Source organism: Magnetococcus sp. PR-3 (assembly GCF_036689865.1).
Lineage (GTDB): Bacteria > Pseudomonadota > Magnetococcia > Magnetococcales > Magnetococcaceae > Magnetococcus.
Window position 1 is genome coordinate 13,674 of sequence record NZ_JBAHUQ010000036.1, and the last position, 13,640, is coordinate 27,313.

General features: G+C 50.9%; 7 protein-coding genes. 3 read left to right on the forward strand and 4 right to left on the reverse strand.

Annotation, left to right across the window (positions count from 1 at the left end):
• Positions 1–622 precede the first annotated feature (622 nt).
• Genes nirB through V5T57_RS17260 form a run of 3 tightly spaced genes read left to right on the forward strand, consistent with a single transcriptional unit; the run spans position 623 to position 6,083 of the window.
• Positions 623–3,079 (forward strand): nitrite reductase large subunit NirB, encoded by a 2,457-nt coding sequence (nirB, locus tag V5T57_RS17250; protein WP_332892496.1) that lies wholly within the window; start codon positions 623–625, stop codon positions 3,077–3,079.
• Entirely contained in the window at positions 3,076–3,399 is a 324-nt protein-coding gene (gene nirD, locus V5T57_RS17255) for a nitrite reductase small subunit NirD (protein WP_332892497.1), read from the forward strand. The genes nirB and nirD overlap by 4 nt, the downstream gene beginning before the upstream one ends.
• Positions 3,396–6,083 carry a nitrate reductase gene (locus V5T57_RS17260; RefSeq protein WP_332892498.1) on the forward strand — a complete coding sequence of 896 codons (2,688 nt, stop codon included), beginning with the start codon at positions 3,396–3,398 and terminating at the stop codon, positions 6,081–6,083. Before nirD ends, V5T57_RS17260 begins: the two co-directional genes overlap by 4 nt.
• Positions 6,084–6,206: 123 nt before the next feature.
• Here the strand turns inward: V5T57_RS17260 and V5T57_RS17265 are convergent, their stop codons facing one another.
• The 4 genes from V5T57_RS17265 to pbpC all read right to left on the reverse strand — a co-directional run bounded on the left by V5T57_RS17265 (position 6,207) and on the right by pbpC (position 13,630).
• A complete protein-coding gene (locus V5T57_RS17265; protein WP_332892499.1) occupies positions 6,207–6,398 on the reverse strand; it encodes a YgaP family membrane protein in 192 nt (63 codons plus the stop codon).
• An 86-nt stretch (positions 6,399–6,484) separates the two neighbouring features.
• Positions 6,485–7,147, reverse strand: a complete 663-nt coding sequence (locus V5T57_RS17270) for a Crp/Fnr family transcriptional regulator (RefSeq protein ID WP_332892500.1) — start codon at positions 7,145–7,147, stop codon at positions 6,485–6,487.
• A gap of 257 nt (positions 7,148–7,404) precedes the next feature.
• Positions 7,405–11,160, reverse strand: coding sequence for a methyl-accepting chemotaxis protein (locus V5T57_RS17275; RefSeq protein WP_332892501.1), 3,756 nt, complete (start codon positions 11,158–11,160; stop codon positions 7,405–7,407).
• Between the two features lie 187 nt (positions 11,161–11,347).
• Positions 11,348–13,630, reverse strand: coding sequence for a penicillin-binding protein 1C (gene pbpC / locus V5T57_RS17280; protein WP_332892502.1), 2,283 nt, complete (start codon positions 13,628–13,630; stop codon positions 11,348–11,350).
• Between the last annotated feature and the right edge of the window lie 10 nt (positions 13,631–13,640).

Below are 13,640 nucleotides of genomic sequence, written 5' to 3' on the forward strand. Positions count from 1 at the left end.
TATTTTGCAGCACAAAATATAGGTGTGAACCCTATGATAAAGACTGCTCCAAAAGCGATCACAATGCACACAATTTAGGCAGCTTTTAAACGGCTTTGGGGGGAGCTGGCAACGCTATGAAAGTGAAGGTGAATTTCTAGGTATAAATCAATACAAGAAGAAACTTATGTCTGGATAGGGATGGTTTTTGTTTCAGTCTAAGTATAAGAAAAAATAAGAAGAATGTACCCTGTTGGCCTGTGCTTGTGGATGTGTGATGCAAAAAGAAGCAATTTATCTCATGACAATGATTAAAAAAGAGAGATTATGTGGGTTTGTTTGGGTGGTGTGCATAAAAATCCCAAATTATACAATAGGATATTAATATTATGAATCCATGATATAGAGTGTGGCACGGTGTTTGTAATAGTTTGGGGTGTCTGCAAAGAAGTGGACAACAATTGAATATATAGCAGCCCACTGAGGGGCTGTGTGGATAACGACGTCCGTATAACGCTTACCTGTTCCTTTATACATATGGAACCAGGAGGTGCTTGTGCGGGCGTTTTTTTATGGTTTTTTTCTGCCCTGGGGCGTGTTGAACGCGAACAGGGCACCGCTAAACCCACGGAGAGGTTCCCACATGAACGCACCGCGCAAGCGCCTGGTGGTTATCGGTAACGGCATGGCCGGTACCCGCACCCTGGAAGAGCTGTTAACCCTGGCTCCTGAAAGCTATGAGATCACCGTTTTTGGTGCTGAGCCCCACGGTAACTATAATCGGATCCTGCTTTCATCTGTTTTGGCGGGTGAAAAAACAGTGGCGGATATCATTACCCATGATCGCAACTGGTATGAAGAGAACGGTATTACTCTGAATACGGACAACCCGGTGGTTTCCATTGATGCTGCGGCCAAGTTGGTGACTGCGGCAGATGGTAAACAGCATGGGTATGATGAGTTGTTGATGGCAACAGGATCCAACCCGGTCATGATCCCTTTTCCAGGTATTGATCTGGATGGGGTGGTCTCCTTCCGTGACATTAAAGATGTCGAGTCCATGATTGAAGTAAGCCAGAGCCATAAGAAGGCTGTGGTCATTGGTGGTGGATTGTTGGGGTTGGAAGCTGCGATTGGTCTGCTGAAGCAGGGTATGGATGTGACGGTTGTGCATCTGATGGAGATCCTCATGGAGCGCCAGTTGGATGGTGTCTCTGCCGCCATGCTTAAGGAAGAGCTCGAAGGGCGTGGCCTTAAGTTCCGTATGGGGGCCCAAACCGAAGCCATTTTGGGTCAAGAACGGGTAACGGGTCTGCGCTTTAAAGATGGTGAAGAGATTGAGGCGGACCTGGTGGTGATGGCGGTGGGTATTCGCCCCAATACCGATCTGGCCAAACAGACCGGTTTGGAAACCAACCGCGGTGTGGTGGTTAATGACCACATGACGACGTCGGATGTCAGCATCCATGCTGTGGGTGAGTGTGTTGAGCACCGTGGTATGACCTACGGTCTGGTGGCCCCTTTGTTTGAGCAGGGCAAGGTGTTGGCACAGCATCTTGCGGGTGTTGAAGAGCCTGTAACCTATACTGGTTCGACCACCTCAACCCGTTTAAAGGTTACTGGGGTGGATCTGTTCTCTGCTGGGGATTTCCTCGGGGATGAACAGACCGATGAAATTTTGTTCCAGGACTTCAACCAGCGTGTCTACAAAAAGCTGGTGGTCCGGGGGGATACCCTGGTTGGGGCTGTACTGCTGGGTGATGCCATGGATGGACCTTGGTATCTGGAGATGATCCGTGATGGGGCTGATATCAGTGCCATGCGTGACCATATTCTGTTTGGTCAAGCGCACTTGGGTGATTCTGGTCATGGTCAGAGTGTGGCTTCCATTCCCGACAGTCAGGAGATCTGTGGCTGTAACGGTATTACCAAGGGGCAGGTGGTTACGGCGATTTTAGAAAAAAAGCTGACGACCATTGATGAAGTTAAGTTGCACACCAAGGCATCTGGCTCCTGTGGTGGTTGTACGGGTCTGGTTGAAAAGGTTTTGGCTGATACTTTGGGTGGGGACTATATTGCGCCCACTGAAAAATCTCTGTGCGGTTGTACGGATCTGACCAGTGATGGTGTCCGCCAAGCTGTGCGGGATCAGAAGTTGACCTCTATCCCCATGGCCATGAAGACACTGGATTGGAAAAGTGAAGATGGCTGCCCCATGTGTCGTCAGGCCATCAACTACTACATCCATGCGCACCATCCTGATGAGCATGAAGATGCCCCCCAAAGTCGCTTCATCAATGAACGTGTGCACGCCAATATCCAAAAAGATGGCACCTACAGCGTTATCCCCCGTATTTGGGGTGGTATTACCGCGGCTCAAGAGCTGCGGGTGATCGCAGATATCGTGGAGGAGTTTAAGCTGCCTGAGGTGAAAATTACCGGTGGTCAGCGTATTACCATGTTGGGTGTGCGCAAAGAGGATCTCCCTGAGGTGTGGTCTCGCTTGGCAGCTCATAACATGGTCTCCGGTGGGGCCTACGGTAAATCCATGCGCACAGTGAAAACCTGTGTGGGTAGTAACTGGTGCCGATTTGGTACGCAGGATTCCGAAACCATGGGTGTCGAAATTGAAAAACTGATCTGGAACTGTTGGACCCCCCATAAATATAAAGTTGCCGTCTCTGGTTGTCCGCGAAATTGTGCCGAAGCCACCATTAAGGATTTTGGGGTGGTCGCTGTGGATTCCGGTTGGGAACTGCATGTGGGTGGTAATGGTGGTTTGAAGGTTCGTGTGACAGATCTGCTCTGCAAAGTAGAGACGGCAGAAGAGGTGTTGGAGTATAACGCCGCCTATCTGCAACTCTACCGTGAAGAGGCCAAATATCTAGAGCGTACAGCCCCATGGGTCGAGCGTGTTGGCGTGGAATATCTCAAGCAAGAGCTGGTGGAGAACGATGCCCGCCGTCAAGAGCTGGCAGAGCGTTTCCGTAAGGTACAAAAAGATCTACCTGATCCCTGGAAGGCCCGTGCCGAAGGTCTGGAAGATTATGAGTTTAAACCGCTGACCTACATTACAGGTGGTAAGGAGAAAGTGGCATGAGCGTTTGGCATCGAATCGGTCGTTTAAATGATATTCCTCAACAGGGTGCCCGTGTGGTGAAAACCGAAGCGTATGGTGAAATTGCCATCTTCCGGACCCTGAAGGATGAGATCCATGCTCTGGCCAATACGTGCCCCCATAAAAAGGGTCCTTTGGCCCAGGGGATTGTGCATGGAGCCAAGGTGACATGTCCTTTACATAACTGGACTTTTGATCTCTCTACGGGTGGTACGGTTGGTCCTGATGAAGGGTGTGCAGGCCATTTTCCCACCAAAATGGAGGGGGATGAACTGTTCCTTAAACTCGAGCCAACATCATGAGTAAACCCTGCGCCATCCAAACCACCTGTCCTTACTGTGGCACCGGCTGCGGCTTAACGGTGGAGATGAATGAAACCGGTGAAGGCATCAACTCCATTCGGGGTGATGTCGGACATCCGGCGAATCAAGGTCGTATCTGTGTTAAAGGTGCGGCTCTGGATGAAACCATGTCGATGGATGCTCGGCTGTTGCATCCGGTTGTGGATGGGCAGCAGGCCAACTGGCATGCTGCCATCACTCGGGTGGCGGAGGGTATTAAGCAAAGTGTGCTGGAACATGGACCAGATTCTGTGGCGTTCTATGTGTCGGGCCAACTGCTCACAGAGGATTACTATGTGGCCAATAAGCTGATGAAGGGATTCATCGGTAGTGCCAATATCGATAGTAACTCCAGGCTCTGTATGGCCAGCTCTGTGGTGGGACATAAGCGGGCTTTTGGGGCGGATGTGGTGCCAACCTGCTATGAAGATCTGGAAGAGGCTGATCTCGTAGTGATCACCGGTTCCAATATGGCGTGGTGTCACCCGGTGTTGCATCAACGGCTAATGGCGGCAAAACAGGCACGTCCTGAGATGCGCATTGTGGTGATTGATCCCCGTAAAACGGCCACGGTAGCGGGGGCAGATCTGCATCTGGCCATTGATGGGGGTAAGGATAGCACCCTGTGGATGGGGCTTTTCCATGATCTTATTCGTAACTACAAAGCAGATCTGAGCTATCTGGATAAGCATGTCCGTGTGGATAATCAGATCATTGAGCTGGCGATGCACTACTCCGCCGGTGCGGAAGTGGTGGCCCGTCAATGTGGGTTAGCACAGCAGGATGTGAAGACCTTTTTTGAATGGTTTGCGCAGACAGAGAAGACGGTCTCTGTCTATTCCCAGGGTATTAACCAGTCCAGCAGTGGGAGTGATAAGGTCAATGCGATCTTAAACTGCCACCTGTTGACTGGGCGCCTGGGTAAGGCAGGTATGGGGCCGTTATCGTTGACGGGCCAACCCAATGCCATGGGGGGGCGTGAAGTTGGGGCCTTGGCCAATCAGTTAGCGGCTCATCTGGAATTGGGCTCCGCAGAGGATAGGGACCGGTTAAAACGGTTCTGGGGGGCGGAGCACATTCCAGAAACCCCTGGTTTGATGGCTGTGGATCTGTTTGATGCCATTGAGGCGGGTAAAATCAAAGTATTGTGGATTATGGCAACCAACCCCATGGTGAGCTTGCCGGATACACATAAAGTAAGAAAAGCGCTGGAAAAATGTGAGCTGGTTGTTGTTTCGGATGCTGTGGCTAACAGTGATACCGCACAGTATGCGCATGTTAAGCTGCCAGCCTGTACCTGGGGTGAAAAAGATGGCACGGTCACCAATTCCGAGCGTCGTATTTCACGTCAACGCAGTTTTGCTTCCCCCCAAGGTGAGGCCAAACCCGATTGGTGGATTATTCAGCAAGTAGCTCAATACTTGGGGTATTACGATGCCTTCCACTACAGTGGCCCTGCCGCCATTTTTAGTGAACATGCGGCATTGTCTGGTTTTGAAAATGATGGGGAACGCGCCTTTAACATCAGTGGCTTGGCCAACCAGAGTGATGCGCAGTATGAGCAGATGCAGCCCATCCAATGGCCGGTCCCTAGTGTGGGGCATGGGGGAACCAAACGGCTCTACAGTGAGGGGGGCTATCACACCCTCTCTTCCAGAGCTCATTTGTTAGAGATCCAGCCCCGTGGTTCACAGGCCTCTGTATCGGATACCCACGCTTTTATATTAAATACCGGTCGAGTTCGGGATCAGTGGCATACCATGACCCGCTCAGGTGTGGCCCCAACGTTACAGACACATATACCAGAACCTATGGTGGCGATACATCCTGAAGATGCCCAATCGGTCGGTGTTGAGGATGGTGGGCTCTGCCGACTCTATAACACACGCGGGCAGGTGGTGGTGCGTGCCCAGATTACGGAAGATCAGAAACAAGGTGATCTCTATCTTCCCATGCATTGGAGTGATGGTTTTGCCAGTGAAGCACTGGTGAATGGTCTCATGGCACCTGTCACAGACCCTTACTCTGGTCAGCCTGAGCTTAAACAGAGTGCTGTGGCGCTCTGCGCAGTTGAGACCCATTGGTATGGGTGGATGCTAAGTCGTGAACCCTTAGCGTTGCAGGAAAAAGGGTTACATTGGTACCGGATTCCGATTTCCGAAGGGTTGTGGCTCTATAGACTGGAAGGTCTGGCCGCATTGAAGGATTGGAAAACAGATCTGAGACGCTGGCTGGGGTGTGATGGTTCTGGGGAATGGTTGGAGTTTGCTGATCCTGCGCGACACCGTTTCCGCATTTCAGTGTTGAAGGATGGTCTGTTGCAACGGGCTCTGTTTATGGATGCTCAGCAGCTCTACCCACAGCCTGAGGATTATGCCCAACTGTTTAGCAAAGATTTCAGCCAACCAGCGGACCGTCTGCAGTTGATGATGGGGCAGAGTGTGCGTAGCTGTAGTAATCAATCCCGTGGTCGTGGTGTGTGTGCCTGCTTTGGGGTGGACACCGTGGCGATTGAAGGGTTGATGGCCAAAGGGGTAACCACCGTTGCTGAGGTGACCCAACAGCTAAAAGCGGGTAGTAACTGCGGTAGTTGTTTGCCAGAGATTAAACAGATGCTGGAAGCCAGGCAGAGTAGTGCTGCTTAAGTGAGAGATGTAGCGATGAGCTACAACATGTATTGCCTAGCTCTACGCACCGGTTCTGCCGGTGCGTTTTTTTTGGGGGGGCGTAACACGAGGCCCCCCTTTAAAGAGAGGCCTCGGTTTATTTTACTCAGGTTTGGCGCAGCTGCTGATGCCAAAAATGGGGTAGAGAGGGCAGAATTTGATGGCACCGGTAGCCAAAGGGACAATACCAATCCAGGCCCAAATGGGACCTTCCAGGGCAACAGCCCAGACAATAAGGGCGATACCGGCAACGATACGTAAAATGCGGTCAATACCGCCAACATTTGCATTCATGGTCTGTTCTCCGTGTTATAAAGTCAAAAGCACCATCCATTGAGCACCTTTATAGAACAGCTGCCTCTTATCCTCAGTGACTTTGGTCACACTTCTCCGGCTTTAAACGCGATTAATGCGGCACGATCCTTAATATCGATGCGTTTTCGGCCCAGTGTAATCCAGCCTCGTGCCTCAAACTGCTTTAACAGACGACTAATCATTTCACGGACGCTGCCCAGCTCATCCGCCAGTTGCTGGTGGGAGCCTTCAAGCGTATCTGGGCCTTGTACCAAGAGCGCGGCAAGGCGTTGATCTAACTTTTGAAAACTTACCGCTTCAACCAACTGCATCAACTCACTTAACCGGTTTCCGTATGAGGCAAAAACCAAATCACGAAAACAGGGTTCTTGACGGATAAGATCTAAAAACAGTGGTCGGGCTAGTGCAATCGCTGTGACCTCAGTATCGGTAACACCGGTGGCGGGGTAGGCGCTTGCCCCCATTAAACAGCTTAAGGTGATGATGCATAGCTCATCAGGGCTTACCCGATATAGGCTGATCTCTCGTCCACTTTCCCCTTGTTTAAAAACACGAATAGAGCCCGATAAGAGAAAGGGGAGGGCTTGGCAGGCGTGGCCTTCATCAAACACCAACGTTTGTGCCGGTATGGATATCACTTTGGCTTGTGTACAGATTTGCTGTTTAACCTTGGGGGGTAACTGAGCCAACGGTGCATGCTGATCCAATAAGTTCGGGTCAATAGACATAATGCTCAGCTCCCAACAGTAATCGGTACGGGGTAGATCTTCTGCAAGATTCTACTCTGGTTTTTAATTCTTGTGGATGAATTAATGCACTGATATATCCACTCAGAGAGGAGCGGCATAAATGGCGCTAAGCGATGAATGATTGGTTTATGCGCGCGCTGGAAGGCCATGGAAAAAGTAATCAGGGTTTCGGTAGGAATAAAAAGGGCGTTTCCCGCAAGGAAACGCCCTTGATATTCAGCTTCTAGGCTTCACTTCTAACAAGCGTCAATCCCAATATAGACAATATCCAGGGATTCAAACAGATCTTTGCGCATGGCATGCAAATCTTCCAAGCGGGCATTGGCTTGGTCCATTTTATGTTCATGGGCCAGTTCTACAATCTCAGTTAGGGTCGCATAGAGCTTGTTATGTAAAGGTCCCATGGATTGGAAAGTCTCATCACTACTATGGAACTGTTGGGTCACAGGGTTGTGATACCACTGACCAAAGGGCGTTTGGTTCTCTTCAGGGATTTTTTCTACCTGAATACGGTGGTGTCCACGCAGCTGTTGAATGAGCTGTTCAATCCAGGCCAGCTGGTCCCGTTTGATCGCTTCAACATCAAAGAGCGCTTTACCTGCATTGAAGCGTTTTTGTGCTTCATCCAGTGATTTACTGCTGTCCAGAGCGACATCCAAAAGGCTGACCGCTCCAGCGACGTAACCGTCCAACCGGTCGCTCATATCCATACTCTGCAACATAACCTTCTGTACCAGGGCAGAGGAGTGGAAGACCTGTTTAGTAAACTCTTTGGTCTGCTCTTGGTTGGACCGTACTTTAGCCGTGTTTTCAGCAACCTCTTCTGCACCAGAAGCGATATTGGTGGTGGATTGGGCAATCTCTTGGGTACCTGTGGCGGCCTCCAGAGCTGCTCGTGCCACTTCACTTGAGGCTTCGCTCAGTTCAGCCGCATTGCGGATGACCTCTTTGTTATCCTGATCGACCTGATCAATGGATTGTACAATGCGATCGACCGCTTCCCCCTGGCTGGACATGGCGTTGGAGATGTCATCATTGATGGTATTAAGCTGATTGATGAGATCACCAATGTACTGGGTGGCATCCCGTGCACTACGGCTTTTTTCCCGGATTTCTGAGGTTTTATCATCGATCTGCTTCGTCGCATCTGCTGTCTGTTGTGCCAGCTCTTTGACCTCATTGGCCACCACCGCAAAGCCCTTACCCGCTTCACCAGCACCTGCGGCTTCAATAGAGGCATTGAGGGCCAGCATGTTGGTTTGATCTGCAATGTTCTTGATCATTCCTACCACTTTGACAATCTCATCGGTGGATTGTGAAAGGGCATTCATGATCTCTTGGGTCGATTGTGTATTACTGGTGGCCTCTTTAGAGGTGCTCTCTGCCCGTTCAACACCCTCGTAAACAATCTCCGTCAAAGAGGACATCTCCTCCACCGCTTCAACCACAGATTGAATGGCACTACCTACTGAGTTAAGGCTGGTATTGACCTGATCAATGTTGGAGGTCATCTCTTCAGCAGCCGAAGCCATGGTGCTTACATTCTGGCTTGCTTCTTCGGAGGCCGCAGCAATGGTGTTCACATTTTCTGACAGAGTTTGTGCGGTTTCCCCTAACGCGACCAAACTGACATCTGAGGTGTTAAGGATATCCCCTAGATCACTGATTTCAGAGTCAATTTTATCATTCTCAGCCACCACAGAGCGGGCCATGGTATGGTTTTCCTGAGAGGCTTGGCGCAGCTTGGTATTGGTTAGATCCTGTTCACTAACCACAGCTGAAAGCGAGTGGGACTGCAAGGCCAGGGTCCGTACCGAGCCGATCAGACATTGGCGCATTTTTTTCAGGTGGGAAGCGACGGAGTCCTTCGGCACATCCCCCAGCTCCACCGTCAGGTCACCCATACTGATACGACGGAAAATTTCGATCAGATCATTAAGCTCAATACCCAGTTTATTGGCCAGTGCCCGTGCAACCATAATGGCGACCAGGGTTACCAGAATGGCGGCAACCAGTGCAACGGCGTACATAAACTGCTGTAGAGCGTGGACTGGGATCAGAACCTCGGCTTCATCTTTTTCTGCCAACAGGCTCCATTTTTGGTCAAACACCTGGACAGGGGTAAAGGCGGATAGAACGGGGTTTCCGTTATAGTCAACAATGACCCGGGCATCCACTTTGTTAGCCTGAGCTTCCCTAACGGCTTCTGTATCCACCCCATTTTTAGCAATGGTGCCAGCAAATGAAGCTTTGACAGAGTGCCCTTGTTTGTCGAGGAACGAGTCTGAACGCATGCGTTTGTCAGGGCCAACCAGGTAGGTTTCGCCGGTCTCCCCCATACCCGTACGTTCTTGCATGATGCCGTTAATGCCTTCCAAAGGCAGTTGTACCGCAATAATGGTCAGAATTTGGCCATCCACAACCAAAGGTTGGGCTAAAAAGGCGGCTGGGGCGCCATTACTGGGGGCGTAGGGGGCAAAGTCAGCAAAACCGATTTTTTTTGTTTCAATAACTTGGCGTACCAACTTACCCAGGTTGGAGTCCTTATATTGACCACTGACCATGTTGGTTTGATAATCGGCCTCACGGGTTGCTGTGTAGTAGACAAAGCCATCCGGATTGATCAAGAACAGATCATAATAGCCATACATATCAATATAGCGTTTAAAGAACTCCTCCCCTTTTTTATCCACAGGGCTAAAGGCCTCGGCCACATCAATTTCAGCCAACAAGCCCCAGGTAATGTCTCCCACTTTGATGGGGGCGTAGGAGGAGAGGACCGGATTGTTGTTGTAGTCCTGTACCACACGGGTTTCTGCTTTTCCTGCAATAGCATGACGAGAGGCTAGGGTATCCACTTTGCCTTTAACGGGATCGCGGAATGAAGCTTCCACAGTATGGTGCTTTGGATCTAAAAAGGAGTCAGAGCGCATCAACTGGTCAGGGCCAACCAGATAGGTCTCACCACTTTTACCCATACCAGCCCGTTCAGACATAATGCTGTTTAGGCGATCAATGGGAAATTGGAAGAGTGCCACACCAATTTTTTTCCCTCCATCAAAAATGGGGGAGGCAATAAACCCTGCAGGTGCCTCATAGCTGGGCCAATAGGGGGCAAAGTCCACCACATGCACACTACCGGGTGTGTTCGAGGCCGCAGCTGCTTTAAAAGCCTGGGCAAAATTGGTCTTGGCAAGGGAGCCCTGTTTCAAAGAGAGCCCATAGTCGAGCTCCTTAAAAACAGAATAGACAATGCGCCCTGTCTCAATATCTGCCAAAAAGATATCGTAATATCCAAAACGTTCTAGGAAATCACGCATATAGGGGTGGGCTTGGCGGTGGTGCTCGCTATAGGTAGAACCATCACTGGCGGCGTCTAACTGATGTTTGTTACCCAGTGGGTGTGAATTGTTGGCAATGTAGTGGTACTGCATGGCTAAGGCGGTTGTGTCTAACTGCTCTAAAAGATCACTTGTAGGGGCGGTTCCACGTTTAGCTTGGTAGGTTTTGCCAAAGTGGTTGGTATAGTAATCGGCCAAACTTTTTTTAACACCCTGGGTATCCAGGCCTGTGGTGGCTTCCAGATCTTCATAATCCGCAATCTCTGTACGAAAGCGGCGCATGTTGACCACAGTGGAGGGGTTGCGTGCAAATAGGGAGGCTTGGTTGGAAACTGTCTCCAAATAGCGGGTTACCGCAGAACGTTTGGTCTCTCGAACAGCTGTAAGCTTGGCAAACGCCTCTTCACTTAGCGTTTCTACCGTCTCTACCAGAACACCCATATCCCCTTGGCGTTCATTAAAATATTTTTCAATCTGAACCTTTTTGATTTCACGCACCGACTGTAACTGATTGTAGGCGGTGTCCATCAAAGCAGAGGTCGCAGATTGAGAGGCTGTAAAGATACTGATCAAAAGGGGAGTTAGCCCCACGGCAAGAAAAAGAATCATCAATTGCCATTTGAGTTTCAGATCTTTAAGAGGGCCAAACATAATGGCTTTCCTTCCTCACTAAATATTGTAGGTATCGGGCAAAATCTTACAAGTTTGCCCATAGAATATGCACAATGATGAAAAATTATTCAACAAAATGAATAATTAGATAGATATTATTGGTGGTATGAATGAAGTGTCGCCGACATATTTGCGGAAGAAATACTGCAAAAGTAACGCTAAGAAGTTATTCATGTTTATGTGTTCGGACGGTCAGGTTCCGGCTCAGCGTTTCTCCGCCTTCTGTCAGTGCGGTTATGCGGTATTCCCCCGGTTTAGTAAAGCGGTAGCTAAAGGGGATTTCAGGCGAAGATTGTTGTTTTAAGTAACCGTTTATTAACCACGCAACGGGCGTGTTGGCACCCAGTAGAGATAAGCTTATCAGGGGGGCTTTATCCTCTTCTCCTGCGGGCATTAAGATGACGCCCTCTTCCAAACCCTGAAAGTGCAGGATATCCGATGGGGGGGTAACCCCCTGTGGGCAACTGGTATCTGCTTTGGGGAGAGCACTACGCTGTATGAGCTTAGGACTCAACCAGGGGGTTAAACGCATGGGCCATTGGGCTTTTTGGCGCTTAACCCGTTTTTCTGCATGACACGCCATATTGAGCCACCCTTCTGCATGGGCAGCCCCTTCTCTTTGCCAGTAGTAAATGCGACCCGCTCCGTCATCCCCAAAGGTTGGTGGAATAGTCCCTGACAAGACCCAAGCTTGACGTGGTTGGTGGCATAAAGGGTCTGAGCTGTTAAGAGGCTCTAAACCCAAAGGCCAGCAGATTGTGGTTTGCGCCACACCTTTTGGTGGGGTTTCTGTCAAAGGGGTGGGTTTATGACTTAGATCAGGTAAAAGATCAAACAGTTCAAACAATAGGGGGGCCGCGCTGATGGCACCATATTGACCCGGTACGGGTACGCCATCTGGCCGTCCTAACCAAACACCGACGGTGTGATAGGATCCTACGCCTAAGGCCCATGCATCCCGATAGCCATAGCTTGTTCCTGTTTTCCAGGCGATCAAAGGCTGACCTGGCTGGTGGCTCCGTCCTGTGGCTTGTGTCGGTGGGCGTTTAAGCATCCGGTGTGTGATCCAGGCTGTGCGGCTGTTGAGCTGTGGGTAATCCTTAAGCTGGGTCGTGGGCAAAAATCGTAAAGGGCCGACTCGGCCTTCTCGTCCGAGCAGGGCGTAGTGGGTGGTTAGTCCCTCTAGGGTTGTTGCCGTCCCACCCAAGATTATGGAGAGGTTTGGACGGCTGTTGGGGGGCAGGCGTAATGTAAGCCCACCCTGGCGCAGGGTGGTCACAAAGGTGGTTGGGGTTATACGGTGTAGCAGGTCCACCGCAGGCAAATTCAGGGAGCGGCGCAGGGCGGCTGTTGCGCTGACGGGGCCGTTAAAGCGGTTATCAAAATTGGCTGGGCGGTAGCCATCAAACCCCATGGGGACATCACTCAACAGGGATTGACTATGAATAAGCCCTTGCTCCAGAGCCTGGGCGTAGAGAAAGGGTTTTAAGGTCGAACCTGGGGATCGCCACCCTTGCACCATATCGACATGTCCAAAGCGATCTGCGTCATGAAAATCCAACGATCCTGCATAGGCCAGAACCTCAAGCGACGCGTTCTCTACAACCAGCACAGCGGCGGATACGCGGCTGGGTAGGTGGGCTTTTTTCTGGATGAGCCGCGCCTCAACCCTGGCTTGAAGCGTGCCATCAATGGTGGTGACTAAAGGTTTAGTGGCGTTTGCCTGTGGTTTTAAGCGACGGGCCAGCAGGGGGGCGGATTGTCTCTGTTGGGCATAATAGGGAAAGAGTGGCTCTGAGCGCGCTTCTGCCAAGATGTGATCAGCCCATACCCCTTTCATACGTTGGATCAATTTGTTGCGGGCTTTGATCGCCCGTTTGGGGTGCCGGTCTGGGCGTAAGTAACTGGGTGCTTGGGGCAAAATAGCCAATAGGGCGGCTTCGGCATGGCTTAAATCGATGGGGGGTTTGCCCAGATAGGTACGGCTGGCCATGCCAACCCCCGCCAAGGGGCCACCCATGGGGGTGTGATTAAGGTATAGCGTTAGAATTTGCTCTTTAGTGAGGTGCCATTCCAGTTGGAAGGCTCGGAGCATTTGCCGTATTTTGCCCCCAATTGTACGAGGGTGGGGCTCTAGTATGCGGGCCACCTGCATGGTGAGGGTGGACCCCCCGGAGATGGGGCGTCCATGACGCACCCACTGACCTATAGCCCGTAGCAAGGCCAGTGGGTTGACCCCTGGGTGGTGATAGAACCAGCGATCTTCATAGTGTAGGAGCGCTTGTAAATAGCGGTCATCCACCTGTTTGGGGGTTAGGGGGTGACGCCAAACCCCTTGTTTATCCGCAAAGGCCCGTAGGGGTTCGCCTTCGCGATCTGTAATGAGCAGACTACCCCCATGGTGGGTCGGGATGGGGGCCGGATAGTAATGGTCCAGCCCCCAGAGCACGCCCGTGAGG